The 17,137-nt window shown below is 65.3% G+C and carries 21 protein-coding genes and 1 riboswitch; of the genes, 3 read left to right on the top strand and 18 right to left on the bottom strand.

The features are described from left to right. Positions 1-75: 75 nt before the first annotated feature. The gene (locus Q5701_RS11455; protein ID WP_306751116.1) at positions 76-366 is read right to left on the bottom strand and encodes a hypothetical protein; all 291 of its coding nucleotides are present in this window, start codon (positions 364-366) and stop codon (positions 76-78) included. A 611-nt stretch (positions 367-977) separates the two neighbouring features. Between Q5701_RS11455 and Q5701_RS11450 the strand changes: the two genes are divergently transcribed. Beyond that, entirely contained in the window at positions 978-2,249 is a 1,272-nt protein-coding gene (locus tag Q5701_RS11450) for a CAP domain-containing protein (protein ID WP_306751115.1), read from the top strand. A gap of 11 nt (positions 2,250-2,260) precedes the next feature. Here the strand turns inward: Q5701_RS11450 and Q5701_RS11445 are convergent, their stop codons facing one another. The 10 genes from Q5701_RS11445 to Q5701_RS11400 form a co-directional block, all read right to left on the bottom strand. Then, the gene (locus Q5701_RS11445) at positions 2,261-2,590 is read right to left on the bottom strand and encodes a hypothetical protein (protein WP_306751114.1); all 330 of its coding nucleotides are present in this window, start codon (positions 2,588-2,590) and stop codon (positions 2,261-2,263) included. Beyond that, the gene (locus Q5701_RS11440; RefSeq protein ID WP_306751113.1) at positions 2,577-3,107 is read right to left on the bottom strand and encodes a sigma-70 family RNA polymerase sigma factor; all 531 of its coding nucleotides are present in this window, start codon (positions 3,105-3,107) and stop codon (positions 2,577-2,579) included. The genes Q5701_RS11445 and Q5701_RS11440 overlap by 14 nt, the downstream gene beginning before the upstream one ends. A 480-nt stretch (positions 3,108-3,587) precedes the next feature. Beyond that, positions 3,588-4,538: a threonine-phosphate decarboxylase gene (locus Q5701_RS11435; protein ID WP_306751112.1), complete on the bottom strand. Its 951-nt coding sequence runs from the start codon at positions 4,536-4,538 to the stop codon at positions 3,588-3,590. Further along, positions 4,538-5,497, bottom strand: a complete 960-nt coding sequence (gene cbiB / locus Q5701_RS11430) for an adenosylcobinamide-phosphate synthase CbiB (protein WP_306751111.1) — start codon at positions 5,495-5,497, stop codon at positions 4,538-4,540. Before cbiB ends, Q5701_RS11435 begins: the two co-directional genes overlap by 1 nt. Further along, positions 5,487-6,260 (bottom strand): propanediol utilization protein, encoded by a 774-nt coding sequence (locus Q5701_RS11425; protein WP_306751110.1) that lies wholly within the window; start codon positions 6,258-6,260, stop codon positions 5,487-5,489. The genes cbiB and Q5701_RS11425 overlap by 11 nt, the downstream gene beginning before the upstream one ends. Next, positions 6,257-6,871, bottom strand: coding sequence for a histidine phosphatase family protein (locus tag Q5701_RS11420; RefSeq protein WP_306751109.1), 615 nt, complete (start codon positions 6,869-6,871; stop codon positions 6,257-6,259). Before Q5701_RS11420 ends, Q5701_RS11425 begins: the two co-directional genes overlap by 4 nt. After that, a complete protein-coding gene (locus Q5701_RS11415; RefSeq protein WP_306751108.1) occupies positions 6,868-7,605 on the bottom strand; it encodes an adenosylcobinamide-GDP ribazoletransferase in 738 nt (245 codons plus the stop codon). The genes Q5701_RS11420 and Q5701_RS11415 overlap by 4 nt, the downstream gene beginning before the upstream one ends. Further along, entirely contained in the window at positions 7,602-8,609 is a 1,008-nt protein-coding gene (gene cobT / locus Q5701_RS11410) for a nicotinate-nucleotide--dimethylbenzimidazole phosphoribosyltransferase (protein ID WP_306751107.1), read from the bottom strand. The genes Q5701_RS11415 and cobT overlap by 4 nt, the downstream gene beginning before the upstream one ends. Then, complete coding sequence (gene cobU / locus Q5701_RS11405) at positions 8,606-9,109, bottom strand: bifunctional adenosylcobinamide kinase/adenosylcobinamide-phosphate guanylyltransferase (RefSeq protein ID WP_306751106.1); 504 nt, start codon at positions 9,107-9,109, stop codon at positions 8,606-8,608. The genes cobT and cobU overlap by 4 nt, the downstream gene beginning before the upstream one ends. A 42-nt stretch (positions 9,110-9,151) precedes the next feature. Further along, the gene (locus tag Q5701_RS11400; protein ID WP_306751105.1) at positions 9,152-9,316 is read right to left on the bottom strand and encodes a hypothetical protein; all 165 of its coding nucleotides are present in this window, start codon (positions 9,314-9,316) and stop codon (positions 9,152-9,154) included. 118 nt (positions 9,317-9,434) lie between these two features. Further along, positions 9,435-9,633: riboswitch (cobalamin riboswitch) on the bottom strand. A 253-nt stretch (positions 9,634-9,886) separates the two neighbouring features. Between Q5701_RS11400 and cobF the strand changes: the two genes are divergently transcribed. Next, positions 9,887-10,654, top strand: a complete 768-nt coding sequence (gene cobF / locus Q5701_RS11395) for a precorrin-6A synthase (deacetylating) (RefSeq protein ID WP_306751104.1) — start codon at positions 9,887-9,889, stop codon at positions 10,652-10,654. On the opposite strand, the gene cobA is transcribed toward cobF, so the two are convergent. From cobA to cbiE, 5 genes are all read right to left on the bottom strand, one after another. Then, positions 10,612-11,358 (bottom strand): uroporphyrinogen-III C-methyltransferase, encoded by a 747-nt coding sequence (gene cobA / locus Q5701_RS11390; protein ID WP_306751103.1) that lies wholly within the window; start codon positions 11,356-11,358, stop codon positions 10,612-10,614. The genes cobF and cobA overlap by 43 nt on opposite strands. Beyond that, on the bottom strand, positions 11,355-12,662 hold the full coding sequence (locus tag Q5701_RS11385; protein WP_306751102.1) for a cobyrinic acid a,c-diamide synthase CobB: 1,308 nt from the start codon (positions 12,660-12,662) through the stop codon (positions 11,355-11,357). Before Q5701_RS11385 ends, cobA begins: the two co-directional genes overlap by 4 nt. Further along, positions 12,659-13,432, bottom strand: a complete 774-nt coding sequence (gene cobM, locus Q5701_RS11380; RefSeq protein ID WP_306751101.1) for a precorrin-4 C(11)-methyltransferase — start codon at positions 13,430-13,432, stop codon at positions 12,659-12,661. Before cobM ends, Q5701_RS11385 begins: the two co-directional genes overlap by 4 nt. Continuing rightward, entirely contained in the window at positions 13,429-13,719 is a 291-nt protein-coding gene (locus tag Q5701_RS11375) for a cobalamin biosynthesis protein (RefSeq protein WP_306751099.1), read from the bottom strand. Before Q5701_RS11375 ends, cobM begins: the two co-directional genes overlap by 4 nt. 74 nt (positions 13,720-13,793) lie before the next feature. Next, the gene (cbiE, locus tag Q5701_RS11370; RefSeq protein WP_306751098.1) at positions 13,794-14,969 is read right to left on the bottom strand and encodes a precorrin-6y C5,15-methyltransferase (decarboxylating) subunit CbiE; all 1,176 of its coding nucleotides are present in this window, start codon (positions 14,967-14,969) and stop codon (positions 13,794-13,796) included. Here cbiE and Q5701_RS11365 point away from each other — a divergent pair. Beyond that, on the top strand, positions 14,947-15,711 hold the full coding sequence (locus Q5701_RS11365) for a cobalt-precorrin-6A reductase (protein ID WP_306751097.1): 765 nt from the start codon (positions 14,947-14,949) through the stop codon (positions 15,709-15,711). The genes cbiE and Q5701_RS11365 overlap by 23 nt on opposite strands. Here Q5701_RS11365 and cobJ read toward each other — a convergent pair. Both cobJ and cobI read right to left on the bottom strand, forming a co-directional pair. Further along, positions 15,690-16,424 (bottom strand): precorrin-3B C(17)-methyltransferase, encoded by a 735-nt coding sequence (gene cobJ, locus Q5701_RS11360; protein WP_306751096.1) that lies wholly within the window; start codon positions 16,422-16,424, stop codon positions 15,690-15,692. The two genes, Q5701_RS11365 and cobJ, sit on opposite strands and share 22 nt — an antisense overlap. Continuing rightward, positions 16,421-17,137 (bottom strand): precorrin-2 C(20)-methyltransferase, encoded by a 717-nt coding sequence (gene cobI, locus Q5701_RS11355; RefSeq protein WP_306751095.1) that lies wholly within the window; start codon positions 17,135-17,137, stop codon positions 16,421-16,423. Before cobI ends, cobJ begins: the two co-directional genes overlap by 4 nt.

Here is a 17,137-nt window from a genome sequence, read left to right as displayed (position 1 = left end):
CACCCCCCGGCATGAAGCATCGCCCCCCGCATCTGCTGCGAGGTGCATTTCGTGCGGGGTTTCAGTAATTGCAGGTCAGGTCGCCTGCGGTATGGTCATGGCGACACAAACCACAGAGGCGCCATGTTCATCGAGATTTCCGTCCCAGGCGACGCACTTGAACTCATCAACTTCGACTATGTGGTGAAAGTTAAGCCGCACCCAAGCGATCAGAATGCCGCACTCCTTGTGTTTGCTGATGGGAGAGATGTCCTCGTTCTGAATACCTATAGCCAAATCCAGGCTGCGATCCGAACTGGAAGCGGTCGCGCGCGGCAGTTCTAGTCCTGTGCCGTGCTGCATGCCATTGCCGGTGATGCACTCCATGACTGCCGGGTCATCGGTGCAGCACTAACGTGCAGCCCTCAGGCGTTGGTGCGGATACAGACGGTGCCTGAGGCATACGGCTGGGGCTGCGCCCCGGCCCGCTAGATCTCTCCTACCCAGCATCGCTATCAGAAGGCCTTCCAGCCTGAGCGCGCTCTATTCGTCACACAGAGAAGGCATAGGAGTTGGTAGACACGCGCGCAGCGGCGGAAGGGTGCAAGGAGGGTGCGAATTCTCGCCATCAAGTCAGCCGTTCCGAAACCGGCCACGCTGATCCTCAATCCGCCACCAAGCCAATAAATGCTGGCCTTCAGATGCACTGGGGCTGTCAGCAAGTCGGCTAGGAGGTGGAGTTCATCGCACGCGGCTGCAGCACTGCGTCGACTTTTGCGGCCATTCAAAGTGCTTCGGCCGATCCTTACAAGACTTGGGATCACAAATGGTGGAGCGACACTACATCCCGTCAAACGACAAGTGTAAGGCTGCATTTTCCGTCGCCGTCTCATCATCGAGAGGTTGGAACAATCTTGACGAGAAATCGTTGGCCGTCGTCAATCGGTAGGGGACTTTTTGTAACCAGTTGGGATCACTGATGCAGAAAGGATAGAACGATGAGCTTTGCAACTGCCGACGAGCGTTACTTCGTACGTCTCGTGAACAGCACTCGGAAAGAACTGGGCCTTGATCCCCTCAAGATAGCCAAGTCCCTGAACGAAGCTGCAGACGGCCATACCCAATGGATGCTGGATACCGATACCTTCTCGCACACCGGAGAGGGCGGCTCACGCGCCTCAGAGCGCATTAAAGAAGCAGGCTTTCCCATGGAGGGCGAAAGCTGGGGCACCCGCGACAACCTGGGATATATTGAAGTGACCGGCGGCGCTGACCTTCGCGATGAGATCAGGCAGATGCACCAAAATTTGCTGGATAGCCCTAGCCATTGCAAAAACATCCTTGACCCCGATCTTGAATACATCGGCATAGGCCTGGAGGTAGGCCGCTACAGCGGCCACACGGTCCTCATGGCAACCCAGAACTTCGGAAGGACCACTGGGCAGCCGGAAATTGACACCGGGCTGTTCCCAAAGGGGCGTGACCTCAAGCCAGACCTGGGCGTTGAAAGTCGAGCAGACTGGCTGGTGGAGACTTTTGATGGAGCCTTAAGATCCTCCTCCAATGATGGAAGCGTCGTGACCGGCACGGCAGACGCGGACGATTTCCGCCTGTCTTCTGCCTCTGACTTTGCGCGCGGCTTTGCCGGCAATGATTGGACGAACGGAGCCGCAGGCAATGACACTCTCGAAGGGGGCGCAGGCTTTGACCGGCTCACCGGCGGAACCGGAGACGACCTTCTGCGGGGAGGCTATGGAGACGATGTGCTGGACGGACAGGGGGGCGACGACCGCCTGAAAGGCGCTCAGGGCAATGACCTCTTGCGAGGCGGCTATGGTCACGATGAGTTGGCGGGCCACGGTGGCCACGACACGCTCATCGGGGGCGGCGGTGACGACCAGATGACGGGCGGATATGGTTATGACTTCCTGGTGGGAGGCGCCGGAAATGATACCCTTCGGGGATCGGCCGGGAGAGACACCTTGGAGGGGGGACAAGGCAACGACCTGCTGATCGGCGGAAGTGGGCCCGACACCTTCATGTTCCGCAAAGGCCAGGGTTTCGACAGGATTTCTGACTATGAAGTCGGGGTTGATCGGCTTTTGATCGATGATGCCCTGCTGGGCCGATCTGTCGCCAAATTCTACGACGACATCGTCCGTGAAACTGCCTCCGGAGTTGTGCTGGAGTTCGGGAATGGGAACAAGATCACCATCGTAGGTCGGGGGCTGACAGCAGAAACTGTGGCAGACGATATCCTGCTCTTCTGATCGACGGTCTCTCAAATCATCTTAGCGGCACCAAGATCACGTGCCGCCAAGAGCGAACCGAATGCCCACTCGTCATGCCGCCGAAACGAAGCACTCCTGGCAGGTGAAGTCGGCCGGACGCAGGCCGAAGGTCGCACCGGAAGGAAGCGCAGATGTGAGAACGGCGGTGAGAAACTAGTCCACGGAAGCGGCGGCATGGAGCTGCTGCGGGCGGCGTAAAAGTCGTCCACCTTTTCCCTTTCTGCGGCAGCAGGGAGGGCGCGAGGATTTTCAGCGGTCAACTGGCCGTCCACATAGGCGTTGAGATCCAGATCGGTGATCTGCGCGTCAGTGTTCAGCATCGTGACCTCGCACCAGTTTGAGCGCCGGCTTGCGTACCGCCTCGCCATCCTCGAAGGCGCGCAGTTGGGCGCGGGCGCGCGAGACACGTGACATCACCGTACCAGGTGGCACTCCGATCAAGGCCCCGGCCTCGGCATAGGACAGGCCATCCACCGCGACGAGTTGCAGCGCCTCGCGCTGATCGTCGGGTAAGTCCAGGAATGCCTGGCGCAGCTGGGCCAGCCGCAGGGCGCTGTCTTGCGGGGCCTCGATGACCTGCGGGCTCAGCTCCGCATAGGCAGCCTCGCGCCGGGTCTCGCTTTGCGCCTGCCGGCGGCGATCCAGGAAGCGGTTGCGCAGGATCGCACGCAGCCAGGGTCCAGGCGCCTTGCCCGCGGCCAGTTGCCGGCGCTGTTCATGGCCCCGCAGCAGGGCGTCCTGCAAAAGGTCATCTGCCTCGGCCCGGTCGCGGGTCAGGGCATAGGCGTAACGCCGCAAGGGCGTCAGAAGGGCATGGATCGGGTCACGGCGGGTCATCTTGCATAGTTAGACGAAGCCGGTGGCGGTTTCCTTCCATGCGATGCAATTTTTTTGCGCTATCTGTTTGGTCAATCACTTGAGGGGAAATCTGTCTTCGAACATCGACGCCAACACCACCCTGTATCAGCCTCAAAGCCCCTGCGGTTGTGATCCGCAGGGGGTCTTCCCAAGCAGCCAATGGGCAGCAAAGGCAACGGTGCCAAAGCCAACAATCATGATGCACCAGTTCAGCAGGATGGTCCTTCCGGACTGGACGTGTCCGGAAGCCGTCGGTGACTGGTGGCTTAGAGGAGAGGGTCCCTTGGATTCTGGCGTCAGGCTACCAGGCGGCATCCGGCTTGCAGCCGGCTTGTTGTCGTGGAAGCTCATGTCTCGTCTTTCGTTGGTACAAGGGTCATGTCCCGGCGGAAAGCCTTGTGGTCAAAGCCTCCGGCCGTCTCCTGGCTCCCCCAGAAGGGTCCGGACCATTCAACGGCATCAAGTGCCCAGAGCTGCGGCCACCCGCTTCCATTCGCCTTCGTTTCCCGGCAGCCCCATGCGGAGCCATGTGCCGGAATATGGAAAGCGGCGCGTCCAGATGTGATGGCCCGCGAGGGCGCCCTGCGCTTGTTGCGCATTGGAGGTGTCATAAAGGCGGAAAAGGAGCGTACCGCCTGCCTGGATCCAACCGGCGCTTGCAGCCAAGCGGTCGAGCCTTTCGGCTTCACCGGAAAGACGCCTGACAGTCCTGTCACGCCAGTCCCGGTCACCAAGCGCCAGGCGTCCGATTTCGAGTGCAGGGCCCGAGACTGGCCAAGGGCCAGCAAGCGCGGACATCCGCCGGATCACATCTGCGCCCCCGTAAACAAAGCCAAGCCGCAGCCCGGCAAGCCCCCAGAACTTGCCGAAAGACCGCATAACCAGCAGACGGTCGGAGGCTTTAGCAACAAGGCTTTCTGCCGGAACCGGATCCGCGAAGCTTTCATCGACAACCAGCCTTCCGACCGACAGGGTGAGGAGGCTCTCCTTGCGGCAGATCCGTCCGTCCGGGTTGTTGGGATTTACGACGACCGCAAGATCGGCGCCTGACAGGTCCTCCAGCCGAGCCACCTCCTCGACATGCCAGCCCGCCTGCCACAGGCAGGCCGCGTGCTCGTTATAGGTCGGGGCGAGCACGCGGGCGAGGCCGGGCCTTTCCAGCAAGGGGATCATCTGGATCGCCGCCTGCGCGCCTGCCATCGCCAGCCCCGGGGCGGCGGTACCGAAGGCCGTGGCGGCGGCCTCCATCAGGGCGCCCGTGGCGCTTGCCGTGGGCAGGTTGGTCCATGCCCCAGGGGAAAGCCAAGACACCGGGTAGGGCTGGCGGTTGATGCCGGTGGAAAGGTCGATCCAGTCCCCCTGCCCCCATCTTGCCTGTGCTTCGTCAAGGTTTCCGCCATGGTCGCGCATCAGGATGCCCCGGTGATGATGGGAAGCAGCGACCAGACCATCAGGCCAGCTGCCAGCAGAAGCATGGCCCGCTTATAGAGACCGACCCCCCGCGTCACAGAGGCGGGCAAGGGATCCGGCGCGCCCTCGTTGAGCCAAGGCTCGGGGGCGACAAGGCCGTCGTAGATCCGGGGGCCGGACAGGCGAACGCCCAGGGCTCCCGCCATGGCACCCTCGGGCCAGCCGGCATTCGGAGAACGGTGCCGGCTTGCGTCACGCAGCATGACCCGGCCTGCGCGCAGGGGCTTGCCGCAGGCCAACGCGAACAGCGCACCGGTAGCCCGTGCAGGGATCAGGTTCACCAGGTCGTCCAATCGGGCCGAAGCCCAGCCGAACTGCAGATAGCGCGGACTGCGATGGCCGATCATTGAATCCAGCGTGTTGATCATCTTGTAGACGGCAATCCCCGGCAGCCCGGCCACCGCGCCCCAGAAGACCGGTGCGACAATGCCGTCCGAGCTGTTCTCGGCCAGGCTCTCCAGCGCGGCGCGGGCGACGCCCGCCTCGTCCAGAGCATCGGGATTACGCCCGACGATCATCGACACGGCCTGCCGAGCGGCAGGCAGTTCCCCTGCAACCAGCGGCAATTCCACTGCGGCGACATGGTCCTGCATGGAGCGCATCGCGACCAGGGGCCAAGCGAGGCAGCCGCCCACGAGAATACCCGGAACACTGTCGGGCAGCAGAGCTTGCGCGACGGCGGAGGGCAGAAGGGCTGCGCCGGTGCAGAGGATCAGGGCCAGCATCCCCATGAGCTTCTGGGGCAGAGCGGACTGGTTCAGCCTTGCGTCAAGCGAGACGATCAGATGTCCTGCCCATGTCACCGGATGGCCAATCCGCGCATATAGACAGTCCGGCCAGCCTATCAGCCGGTCAAGGGCAAGCGCCACCAACATCATCGCGGGGAACTCAGCAATCATCGCTGCCGAACTTCAGAATGCCGACTACCCCGGCAGCCTCCAGCACAGAGGCCGCGTCGGGCGGAACCTCGCCCTTCGGGAAGATCAGACCGCGGGCTGAGCCAGTATGCGCCATAAGAAAACCCGTCGCCCCAAGGTGGCGGGCCAGTCCTTCCGTTGGATCGCCCACCGGTCCCCGCATCCTCAGGCAGCGCCGGGCGCTTTCAGAGGCTAGCTCGGCGAAGGCGTTCAACTTGCTGGCTCGCTGCCAGTCCGAGACGATATCTGAGATATCCGGAAAATCCACGTCAGCGGGATCGGTGGAACGGGGCACACCGAAATAGCCACCGACGATCTCATGGGCAGGTAGTGCAGGCAATTGCTGCAGGATGCGGCCCTCGCGGGAGGCCCAGAGCAGACGTTCGGGGCGGGTGAAGGCAAGCGGGTCCGAAGCCCCTTCCTCAGCCACGCAGGCCGCCATGAGGCGCCCTGCCGGCCCCTGCCAGCCATGAAGCAGGGCCGCCGCGATCAACTGGGCGGTCGAGATGCCTGTGCCGGCCCCTGGAGGGGATAGTGTCGAGACGACCACCTCTCCCTGGCCGGCAAGCCCTAAGGTCTGCAGGAAGCCGGCAAGTGGATCGTCCACGTGTCTGCTCCCACACCGCAGTTCCGCCTGCAGTCCGGTCCTCGAGCAGGGAACCGTGATCAGGCCGAGCGCGCCGTTCGGCCCCAGCCTGCCCTGCACATATTCCCCGAAATGGCCGCGGATGCTGACGGTCCTCATGGCTGCCAATTGACCTCGGCAACGGACCAGTGGCCGTGCGGTCCGACGTAGAACCGGGTCAGCGACAGGGGCGCGACATGGAACGACAGGGCGCCGGCAACCGACCCAATGGCAAGGGCAAGCGCTGCCCGGACGGTGCCTGCATGGGCGATGACGATCTGTGTGCCCCCTGCGCGGGCAAGATCCAGAAGGGCGGGGGTCGTCCGGGCGCAAAGGTCCCGAAAGCTCTCGCCTTGCGGGGGGCGGTGATCGGCCAGAGCCTCGGGGGCGAGGGCGCCAAGGTCGGGGAGCGCTGTATGGTCCAGTCCCTCCCATTCCCCGAAGTCCTGCTCCCACAACCTTTCGTTCGTCCTCACGGCCAGTCCAGGCATCAACGCCTCGGCGGTCATCAGACAGCGCCGGGCCGGAGAGCTGGTCAGCATTGCGCCTTCCGGAAGGTGAGCCGCCAGTGCCGAAAAGCCCGGATGGTTCGACAGATCCGCCGGCAGGTCGAGGCGGCCGGCAAGGCGCCCGGCCCCTGCCACTGGGGCATGGCGGATCAGGAACATCTCGGCATGGCGTAGGTCAGGCACTGCCCACGGCTCTCCCGTCAGTTTCGTTGTCTTGTTCACGCATGGATGCCGAGTGTCAGCAGCAGCGCCACCTCGGCGATCTGCTGGCCCGCCCCTAGCACGTCCCCGGTCTGTCCGCCGAGCTTCCTCCAGGCGATCAGGGCCAATGCCGCGATGGCAAAGGCGGCAACGACAAGTGCGGCCCAGCCTTGGGGCAGAAGCAGCATCGGCAGTCCCCCCAGTAGACCCGCCAGGATGACGCTTGCAGTCCCCACGGCCTTGCCCTGCGCTCCAAGCCCGTCAGGGCGTGCGGCCGGCAGCCATGCCATAAGCGCGGCCGGCGCCACGCGGCTTGCCATAGCGACGGCGATCAGAGCACCGATGGCCTCAAGCTCGGCCAGGGCCACCAGCCCCAGCCAGCGCAGCCCGAACGACAGGATCAGCCCAACCGCCCCATAGCTGCCTATCCGGCTGTCTCGCATAATCTCAAGCCGCCGCTCGGGCGTAGTGCCGCCCCAGAAGCCGTCGCAGAGATCGGCGAACCCGTCCTCGTGCAGCGCCCCGGTCGTGATGACCTGGGCGGCAAGCGCAAGCCCGCCCGCGACCGGTGGGGACAGCCCAAGCGCCAGAGCCGCCACCATCGCCCCCGCTGCAATAAGACCGACCGGCAGACCGGCCAGGGGAAAGGCCCAGGCCGCTGCGTCCAGCCTAGGGACGGGGTCGCGCAGGCGTCCGAACGGCACGCGCGTTAGCAGGATGACCGCTAGCTGCATCTCGGCAAGGCGCTGCCTCATGCGCCGCTGATCCCAGCGTCGGCGAACGTGGCCATACCATTGTGGCAGGCCAGTGCTGAGCGCACGACGCCAAGGGCCAGCGCCGCCCCCGACCCCTCGCCAAGCCGCATGTCGAAATCGAGGATGGCCGTCCTGCCCATGGCCGACAGCAGCTTCCTGTGTCCCGGCTCGACCGAGACGTGGCCGACCAGGCAATGATCGAGAAGCCGCCGGTCCGCCGCGAACAGGGGCGCGGCGGCGGCGGTGCAGATGAAACCATCCAGGATCACCGGAATACGGGCTTCCCGTGCGGCAAGGACGGCCCCGCAGATCGCCGCCTGTTCGCGGCCGCCGAGGGTCGAAAGGGTTTCAAGCGGGGCAAGGCCCGGATGGCGCGCAAGCCCGCACGCGATCGCATCAATCTTGCGCCGGACGCCGTTGTCGTCCGAGCCGGTGCCCCGGCCAACCCAGTCCGCGACCTCGCCCCCGAACAGCGCAGCACAGAGCGCCGCGGAAATGGTCGAGTTGCCGATGCCCATTTCGCCCAGGGTCAGGATGTCGGCTTGCGGATCGACGGCAGCCGCGCCACGGTTCAGGGCATCCAGTGTCTCGGCCTCGGTCATGGCCGGGCCGGCGGTGAAGTCGGCGGTCGGACGGTCGAGGTCCAGCGCGATCACCGACAGATCGGCACCATTCGTCCGGCAAAGCTGGTTGATCGCTGCACCGCCCGCCTCGAAGTTCGCCACCATCTGCGCGGTGACCTCCTGTGGGAAGGGGTTGACCCCTTGAGCGCAGATCCCGTGGTTTCCGGCGAAGACAAGTGCCTGCGCCTTGACGATCCCGGGCCGATCTTTCCCTTGCCACGCGGCCATGAACAGCGCGATCTCCTCCAGCCGCCCCAGCGAGCCCGGCGGTTTGGCCAGGCTGTCTTGGCGGCGCGCGGCGCCGGCGCGGGTGGCTTCGTCGGCGACTGGCAGGGTGTCGGCGAGACCGGCGATCTGGGCCAGGGTTTCCAGCTGCATCATTTCACTTTCATGGGAAGGCCGCACACGGCCAGGATGACCTCGTCTGCGACCTGCGCGACCTGCTGGTTCAGCGTCCCCGCAGCGTCCCGGAAGGTCCGGGAAAGCCGGTTCTCAGGCACAATCCCCGCGCCGACCTCGTTGGTGACCAGCACCACGGGCGCAGCCTGTGCGCGAAGCGTCTCGACCAGCCGGACAGCCTCGGGGCGCCAGTCGCGCCCAGCCAGGATCAGGTTCGACAGCCACAAGGTCAGGCAGTCCACCAAACGAGGAACGCCGTCGGTGAGAGTCAGCGCAGAGCAAAGATCCAGGGGTTCCGCATGAGTGCGCCACGCCGCGCCGCGCCGCGCCTTATGGGTGGCGATCCGATCTTCCATCTCTGAATCGAAGGGCTGCGCAGTGGCGATATAGATCGCAGCCTCGCCAAGCGAGAGTGTCCGGCTCTCCGCGATCGCACTTTTGCCTGATCGGGCACCCCCTGTGACAAGGATGATCGAACCCATGGACATTCTATCCCTTCTGTTCCCCAGACCGGAAGCCACCCTTCACACCGTCATCTGCAAGATGGCGTGGCCATAGCGCGCCTGTTCGATCAGCGTGAGCCCACCCGAGATGATGATTTCTTCCAGAAGAACGGCGTCCTGCGCATCGTTAGACATGGCCGGCACCGCCGCGGCGATGGCCAGAATGGATAGCGACGAGAACCGCATGGTTCCCTCCCCGGTTGGCCCAATGGGCCGCATGACGATCTGCCTGTGGGGTGCACCCGCAGACGGTTTCATTGTCACCGCTGCGGAATTGCCGCTCCTCGGACGCACCCCGCGCCGAGGATGGGTGATCGTCGGGGCAGGTCTCCTGACTTGCGGGTCATCGCTCCGGCCAGCCTTCCCATGCCCGAAGGCACAGTGGCAAATTGACCGTCGCTCGCCGCTTACAGTTGCGGGGGCAGTCCGGGATTTGCCTGCAAGAGGCGCACCCGGTTCCCATATTAAGCCGCTCTCGCGACACCACGACGCCTGAGTTCTGCGCCGGGCACACGCTGGCTGTCAAGACGGGTCTGCAATCAACCGACGCTGATGCACGCCCTTGCTCTTGCGGGCGGGAGACATTTCCCACTAGGTAAGCCGCTCTCGCGACACCACGACGCCTGAGTTCTGCGCCGGGCACACGCTGGCTGTCAAGACGGGTCTGCAATCAACCGACGCTGATGCACGCCCTTGCTCTTGCGGGCGGGAGACATTTCCCACTAGGCCGTGCCGGAAGCCTTGGGGAGCCTTGCCATGGAACTGACACTCGTCGGCATCGGGACCGGCAATCCGGACCATTTGACCCTGCAGGCGGTCGAGGCGATCCGGACGGCGGACCTCCTGCTGATCCCCAACAAGGGCGAAGGCAAGCAGGAGCTCGCGGACCTGCGCCGCAGGATCGTCGCCGGTTGTGTCGAGGATGACGGCGTCAAGGTTCTGTCCTTTGCCATGCCCGAGCGAGATCCCAAAGTGCCCGACTACAAGACGCGGGTCAAACTCTGGCATGATGCCATCGCGCAAGCCTGGCTTGACGCGCTAGCCCCTTATCCTGAAGCGCGGAAGATCGTGCTGCTCGTCTGGGGTGACCCGGCCTTGTTCGACAGCACGCTGCGGATTTCCAGGCGGATCAGGAAGGCCCATCCGCTAGAGCTGAAGGTCGTGCCAGGCCTGACGTCGCTGCAGGTGCTTGCCGCATCCCACGTCATCCCGCTCAACCGCCTGGCCGAGCCGTTCCTCGTGACCACCGGCAGGCACCTGCGCGAGCATGGCTGGCCTTCAGGCATCGATACGCTTGTGGTCATGCTCGACGGCGAATGTTCGTTCACCACGCTCGATCCGGCTGGGGTCTCGATCTGGTGGGGCGCCTATCTGGGCATGGAGGGCGAAATCCTCGATCAGGGCGAGCTGTCCGAAGCCGGCCCGCGCATCCTCGCGGCCCGTGCCGAGGCACAGGAGCGGCGGGGCTGGATCATGGACATCTACCTGCTGCGCCGCGAGACCTCCTCCGCGAGCGCGCCGTAGAGGATCAGCGTTGGGGCTGTCGAACGCGTATTCGCGTGGCAAAGATCGACCAGCTTGCCAATCGTCGCCCGGTGCAGCGCCTCCGCAGGGGTGGACACGCCTGCCGCCAAGATCGCCGGAGTTTCTGCCGAAAGTCCATGCGCAATCAGCCGGGCGGCAAAGGCTGGAAAAGTGGCGCGCGCCATGTAGACGGCCGTTACCGCATGCGGGTCGGCCAGTGCGGCCCAGTTCAGGTCGCCAGGCAAACCACCGGCAACATCATGCCCGGTCACGAACTGCACACGCCGCGCGGTCAGGCGCCGGGTCAGCGGGATGCCCGCAGCCGCAGCGGCCGCAGCCGGAGCCGTCACGCCCGGAATGATTTCGTAGCCGATCCCGGCCTCTGTAACGGCGGCGATTTCTTCCTCCAGACGCCCGAACATGCCCGCATCGCCGGATTTTAGCCGGACCACGCGGGCGCCCGCTGCCGCGTGATCCACCAGCAGGCGGTTGATGTCATCCTGCCGGGCTGAGGACCGGCCTGCGCGCTTTCCGACCGAGATCAGCTCTGCACCCGTCGGGGCAAGATCAAGCATTGGCCCCGAGGAAAGGTCGTCGTAAAGCACGACCTCAGCCGCCTGCAGGCGCTTCATGGCCCGAATAGTCAATAGTTCAGGATCACCGGGACCGGAGGACACGAAGCTGACAAAGCCCGCCTCTCTCATGACGCCTCCGAGATCAGGTGGAAGAACGTGCCGGTGACGTTCCCCCGGCGAGAGCCTGTTTCCGGGACAGCATTGCCATCCGCATCGAGAACCTCGGCGAGAGGGGCGTCAGGCTGCAAGAGGATGGTGGAATAGTGGAACTCATGGCCGAGCAGCCTCTGGCCGGCGCCCTGGCCCAGCAGCGGGGAAAGGAGCCTCGCCTGCCGGTATCCAAGATGCATCCGGCGAGACGCGTAGCTCGTTTCCAGGCCCAACAGCCCCGCCATGCGATGGGTCTGCCCGTCTGCGTCTGTCAGGCTTTCGCCAAGCACCATGTATCCGCCGCATTCGCCATGAACGGGCCTGTCCCGCGCAAAACGCCTCAAACCCGCAAGGAAGTTCTGTGCCCCGGCCAGGCGACCCGCGTGAAGTTCCGGATAACCGCCGGGAAGCCAGCAGCACTCGGCATCCGGCGGCGGCTCGTTGGCGAGTGGGGAAAAGGCGAGGATCTCGGCCCCGGCGTTTCGCCAGCCGGCGAGAAGATGTGGATAGGCAAAGGAAAACGCCTCGTCCCGAGCAAGTGCGATCCTTTGGGCCGGCGGGCGGATGCCCCTTGGCGGCTGCAGGGGCCTACCGCCCGCCGCCAGCGCGCGAAGGGCCACAAGATCGACATGCGCCCGAAGGAAACTGGCATACCCGACGATCGCCGCATCGAGATTTGCATGCTCAACCGCCTGAACCAGCCCGAGGTGGCGCTCGGGCAGCGTCAGGTCGCCACGTCGTGGCAAGGCCCCGAAAACCGGTATACCAGCATTGTCCAGGGACAGACGGCACAGCCGTTCGTGCCGAGGCGAGGCGACCCGGTTGAGGATGACACCTGCGACCTGCACGTCCTGTCGGAAGTGCCGCAGTCCCAGGGACAGCGCGGCGACGGTTTGGGCATGGCCGGACACGTCCATGACCACCACCACCGGCCAGCCCGTCGCCGCCGCGATATCCGCTGTCGATCCGTTGCCAGAGGCCCCTGCCCGGGCCACCCCGTCAAACAGCCCCATCGAACCCTCAGCGACCGCCATCTCGCCCGGCACCCCAAGCTGGTCGGCCAGCAACCCTGGGTCCATCGCCCAACTGTCGAGATTGCGGGAATCCTCGCCGCAGGCGGCGCGATGGAAGGCCGGGTCGATATAGTCCGGTCCGCACTTGTAGGGACGAACCTTTACCCCATCCTCGGCAAGGCAGCGCAGCAACCCCAGCATCACCGTGGTCTTGCCCGCGCCCGAGCGTGGGGCCGAGACGATCAGCCCGGGGATCGTGGCCTGGCTCATTCCTTCACCGCATTGGCACGGCCTGCGCGGAAGCGGCGGTCGTAATCGGCCGCGTAGAGCCGGCTTTCGTCGAATCCTTCTGCCGCCAATGTGCGGCCCACAAGGATCAGGGCCGTCCGCTCCATCGTCTCGCCCATGTCGGCGGCGATGGAACCAAGCGTCCCCCGCACGATCCGCTGGTCCGGCCAGCTCGCCCGCCAGACCACGGCGGCGGGACAGTCCATGCCGTAATACGGGCCGAGTTCGGCGGCGACCGCTTCCAGCCGGTGGATGGAAAGATGGATCGCCAGCGTCGCCCCGGTGGCCCCGAAGGCGGCAAGCGTCTCCGCCGACGGCATGGGCGAGGCGCGGCCCGACGTCCGGGTCAGCACCACGCTCTGAGCGATGCCTGGCAGGGTCAGTTCTGCCCCCAGGGCGGCGGCGCCCGCCGCAAAGGAAGGGACGCCTGGCGTGATGTCATAGGGGATGCCCAACGCGCGCAGCCGGCGCAACTGCTCACCCATGGCCGACCAGACAGACAGATCGCCTGAGTGCAGGCGCGCCACGTTCAGCCCCTGCGCGTGGGCGGCCACAATCTCGGCGATTATACCGTCGAGACTCATGGGCGCGGTGTTGATGATCCGCGCACCGTCAGGACAGTGCTGCAGCATTTCCTCCGGGATCAGGGACCCGGCGTAAAGGCAGACAGGCGAGGCTGCAATCAGATCCCGACCCCGCAGCGTAAGAAGGTCGGGCGCGCCGGGGCCTGCGCCGATGAAGTGAACGGTCATGGATCGGGCCTTTCGGACTGAGCAAGGGCGGCAGTGACGCATCTGTCGGCCGAAATCACGCGCGGCTCGACAAGGCGCGCACCGGGGCCGGCCGCGATAATGGCGCAAGCCTCGGCAAGGCTGCCGGTCCCGAAACGGGCGAGGATGCGGGGGCTGCGGGTGGGCGTGCTTACGCCCAGCAGCATAGCCTCAGGGATCGGGACGAGCTTGAAGCCGGCCGCCTGTAGGTCGGCCACGACGGGATGGGTCTGCCGGAAGGCAGGCACGGCAAGCGTCAAGGGGGGCATGACCTGCATCCGCAGAAATAGGTCCTGAACGCCCTCAAGGTTCGCTGCTGCCCGAAGGCCAAGTCCGACGGCCCTCATCGCGTAACGCTCCATTGCACGACCGGATAGCTGGTCTTCCAGCCGCGCCTGCTGCCCAAAGGCGCCGCTTGCGACAGTTCGATCCGCAAAAGCATGCCCCCAAGCCGCGCTTGCGCGCAGGCAAGCAGGCTTTCGGTTTCCAGCGTGATCCCATGGGCGACGATGCGGCTCCCGGCGGGAAGGGCGCCCCACAAGGCGTCGAGCAGCGGACTGTCCAGACCACCGCCGATGAAGACGGCATCCGGCGCGGGAAGGCTTGGCAGCAGGTCAAGCGCGCTGCCCTGCCGTATCTTAAAATGCGGCACGCCGAGAGATATGGCATTTGCGCGCGCACGGACGGCACGGGCCGGATCGCGCTCGACGCCCACGGCGCGATTACGGGGATGCGACAGAAGCCACTCGATGCCAACCGAGCCGCTGCCTGTGCCAAGATCCCACAGCAGTTCCCCAGGGCGGGGGGCAAGCGCGGAAAGAGCCAAGGCGCGGACCGGGCGCTTGGTGATTTGGCCATCATGTTCGAAAAGATCATCGTCCAGACCCGAGGAATGCGGCAGTCCCTTCGCACCTCTGACCTCGATGGCGCAGGCAACAAGGTTTTCGCATCTCGGCAAAACGTCTTGGGCGATATACCGGCGAACACGTTCTTTGGGGCCACCCAGATGCTCCATCACGTGCAGCGTGGAGGCACCAAAGCCAAGCGAGAACAGGTAGCCCGCCAGACCCGCCGGCGCGCCTCCATCCCGAAGGGTGACGATCAGCCTTGCGCCCTCGGACAGGTGGCGGCGCAGCTTCTCGACCGGCGCGGCATGGAGGCCGAGGCATGTCACCTCCTCGAGCCGCCAGCCGAGGCGTGCGGCGACAAGGGACGGGACCGAGATGGCGGGATAGGCGCGCCATTCTCCAGCGTGCAGTTCCTGCGCGAGGCTGCCGCCAGCACCGTGCCAGAAGGGATCGCCAGAAACCAGCGCCGCCACTTGCCTGCCACGCCACGCCAGCAAAGGCGCCTGCGAAAAAGGCACCGGCCAAGGCGACTTGCAGGAGTGGGCCACCATCGCCAGGTGGCGGGGACTGCCGAAGACGACTTCAGCCCGTTCCAGCGCATTGCGGCTTGCCTCGGACAGATCCTTCAGGCCATTTTCCCCAATGCCGATGATCGACAGCCATTCAGACATCCGAACCACCCTCATTCTGGGTGGCACCACCGAGGCGAACCGCCTTGCGCAGGCCGTTGCCGACGCGGGCCTGCCCGCGATCCTGTCGTATGCGGGACGGGTCGCCAACCCCCGCAGGCAGCCGATGCCCGTCCGCAGCGGCGGCTTCGGCGGGGCCGAGGGGCTTGCGGCCTTCCTGAGGGCAAACCGCATCGGGCAGGTGGTCGATGCGACCCATCCCTTTGCTGCCGGGATCAGCTGGAACGCCAAGCTTGCCTGCACAGGCGCCGGAGTGCCGCTTTGCGCATTGGAACGAGTGCCCTGGATGGCCAAAGAGGGCGATGCTTGGACTCATGTCCCCGACATGGAGGGGGCTGCTGCTGCACTGGACCGCCCCGGCAAGCGGGTGTTTCTGGCGATCGGTCGACAACATCTCGCCAGCTTCGCCCACTTCGGACAGCATCGTTTCCTGACCCGGCTGGTCGATGCGCCCGCCGCGGACTTCCCCCTTCCAGACGCCGAGGTGGTCGTTGGACGCGGACCCTTCCGCCTTGAGGACGATCTGGAACTGATGCGCGCGCACCGCACCGAGCTGCTGGTTGCCAAGAACGCAGGCGGGGCTGGAGCCGAGGCGAAGATCCTTGCTGCCCGCACGCTGGGCATCCCCGTCATCGTGATCGACCGGCCGGAACTGCCCGATCGTCCCGTGCGCCGGACCGTTGCCGAGGTCATGGACTGGCTTCATACCCGCCTCGGCGTATAGACGAAGCGCCCGACCCGGCGCGTGGCTGACGAGCCCAGGATGACCATCGTGCGCATATCCGCCATCTCAGGGCGGGCCTCTTGCAGAGGCATCACGTGGATTTCTTGTCGGGGGGTCGAGACCGCGCGGGCAAAGATCATCAGGCGCTCGGGCTCAGCCTGGGCTTTCAGCAGGTCCAGCACGGATGCGAACTGATGCGGGCGCGAAGCCGAGCGCGGATTGTAGAAGGCCATTGCGAAATCCGCCTCCAGCGCCAGATGCACCCGCCTGAGCACCAGATCGAAGGGCTTGAGGTTGTCCGACAGGTTGATGGCGCAGAAGTCATGACCCAAGGGCGCGCCGGCTGCGGCAGCGGCAGCCAGCATGGCCGTGATGCCTGGCAGGACGCGGATATCCAGGTCGCGCCAAGGGGCGGGGCCGTTCTCGACGGCCTCGAAGACCGCCGAGGCCATGGCAAAGACGCCGGGATCGCCCGAAGATACGACCACCGCGCGGTAGCCTTTCGCCGCAAGCTCCAGCGCGTGGCAGGCGCGGTCAAGCTCGACCCGATTGTCGGACGGGTGCAGGCGCAGGCCGTCGCGCGGGGGAATGCGGGACACATAGGGGATATAGCCGATGACGTCGGTCGCCTCCTCCAGCGCCGCCGAAACCTCGGGCGTGACCATCCCCTCGGCGCCGGGACCAAGACCGGCGATAACAAGAGAGCCCGTCACGGCCTGCGTCCTTGTCCATGAACCAGCACGATCGAAAAGTAGGGCACCGGTCCCTCGACCTCGGAAAGCTTGCGGACCCGCTCCTCGGCCATGGTGCCGTATTCGACCAGCCATGCCTGGTCCGCCCTACCTGCAGCCGCCAGCGCCGCCCGCAGGCGCGGCAAATTGCGGCCAATCTTCATCACGACCAGAGCATCGGTGTCGCGGATACGGCGGGCCAACTCATCAGCGGGCAAAGTCGCAGGCAGAACCGTAAGGATGTCATCGCCCCAGGTAATCGGAAGGCCCGTCGCGGTCCAGCAGCCGGCCATGCCGGGAATGCCCGGGACCACCTCCACCCGCTCGCGCGGAAGGCGGGCATAAAGATGCATGAACGAGCCGTAGAAGAAGGGGTCGCCCTCGCACAGCACGACCACGTCGTCATCCTCGGACTGCCGCAGAAGCTTAGCCGTCCAATGCTCGTAGAAACCCGCAAGCGCGGCGTTGTAGCGCGGATCCGAAACGGGGATCTCGGTGGTCACGGGATATTCCATCGCGATCTCGACCGCCTTTGGCGAAAGCAGCCCCTCGACGAGCCTGCGCGCCACGCCCATGGCGCCCGCCTTCCGAAAGAAAGCCACTTGCCGCGCATGCGTCAGATAGCGATGGGCCTTGACGCTCATCAGCTCGGGGTCGCCGGGGCCAAGGCCGATGCAGATGATCTTGCCGGTCAT

The sequence above is a fragment of the Paracoccus actinidiae genome, from assembly GCF_030863885.1.
In the GTDB taxonomy this organism is placed as follows: Bacteria; Pseudomonadota; Alphaproteobacteria; order Rhodobacterales; family Rhodobacteraceae; genus Paracoccus; species Paracoccus everestensis.
The sequence above is the reverse complement of the archived record's forward strand: the minus strand, read 5'-3'. Positions and strand labels throughout refer to the sequence as shown.

What these genes read in the sequence shown, in the direction of transcription:
- Q5701_RS11455 (WP_306751116.1), bottom strand. Translation starts at nt 366, where the DNA reads ATGGAGTGCATCACCGGCAATGGCATGCAGCACGGCACAGGACTAGAA.
- Q5701_RS11450 (WP_306751115.1), top strand. Translation starts at nt 978, where the DNA reads ATGAGCTTTGCAACTGCCGACGAGCGTTACTTCGTACGTCTCGTGAAC.
- Q5701_RS11445 (WP_306751114.1), bottom strand. Translation starts at nt 2,590, where the DNA reads ATGCTGAACACTGACGCGCAGATCACCGATCTGGATCTCAACGCCTAT.
- Q5701_RS11440 (WP_306751113.1), bottom strand. Translation starts at nt 3,107, where the DNA reads ATGACCCGCCGTGACCCGATCCATGCCCTTCTGACGCCCTTGCGGCGT.
- Q5701_RS11435 (WP_306751112.1), bottom strand. Translation starts at nt 4,538, where the DNA reads ATGCGCGACCATGGCGGAAACCTTGACGAAGCACAGGCAAGATGGGGG.
- cbiB (WP_306751111.1), bottom strand. Translation starts at nt 5,497, where the DNA reads ATGATTGCTGAGTTCCCCGCGATGATGTTGGTGGCGCTTGCCCTTGAC.
- Q5701_RS11425 (WP_306751110.1), bottom strand. Translation starts at nt 6,260, where the DNA reads ATGAGGACCGTCAGCATCCGCGGCCATTTCGGGGAATATGTGCAGGGC.
- Q5701_RS11415 (WP_306751108.1), bottom strand. Translation starts at nt 7,605, where the DNA reads ATGAGGCAGCGCCTTGCCGAGATGCAGCTAGCGGTCATCCTGCTAACG.
- cobT (WP_306751107.1), bottom strand. Translation starts at nt 8,609, where the DNA reads ATGATGCAGCTGGAAACCCTGGCCCAGATCGCCGGTCTCGCCGACACC.
- cobU (WP_306751106.1), bottom strand. Translation starts at nt 9,109, where the DNA reads ATGGGTTCGATCATCCTTGTCACAGGGGGTGCCCGATCAGGCAAAAGT.
- Q5701_RS11400 (WP_306751105.1), bottom strand. Translation starts at nt 9,316, where the DNA reads ATGCGGTTCTCGTCGCTATCCATTCTGGCCATCGCCGCGGCGGTGCCG.
- cobF (WP_306751104.1), top strand. Translation starts at nt 9,887, where the DNA reads ATGGAACTGACACTCGTCGGCATCGGGACCGGCAATCCGGACCATTTG.
- cobA (WP_306751103.1), bottom strand. Translation starts at nt 11,358, where the DNA reads ATGAGAGAGGCGGGCTTTGTCAGCTTCGTGTCCTCCGGTCCCGGTGAT.
- Q5701_RS11385 (WP_306751102.1), bottom strand. Translation starts at nt 12,662, where the DNA reads ATGAGCCAGGCCACGATCCCCGGGCTGATCGTCTCGGCCCCACGCTCG.
- cobM (WP_306751101.1), bottom strand. Translation starts at nt 13,432, where the DNA reads ATGACCGTTCACTTCATCGGCGCAGGCCCCGGCGCGCCCGACCTTCTT.
- Q5701_RS11375 (WP_306751099.1), bottom strand. Translation starts at nt 13,719, where the DNA reads ATGCCCCCCTTGACGCTTGCCGTGCCTGCCTTCCGGCAGACCCATCCC.
- Q5701_RS11365 (WP_306751097.1), top strand. Translation starts at nt 14,947, where the DNA reads ATGATCGACAGCCATTCAGACATCCGAACCACCCTCATTCTGGGTGGC.
- cbiE (WP_306751098.1), bottom strand. Translation starts at nt 14,969, where the DNA reads ATGTCTGAATGGCTGTCGATCATCGGCATTGGGGAAAATGGCCTGAAG.
- cobI (WP_306751095.1), bottom strand. Translation starts at nt 17,137, where the DNA reads ATGACCGGCAAGATCATCTGCATCGGCCTTGGCCCCGGCGACCCCGAG.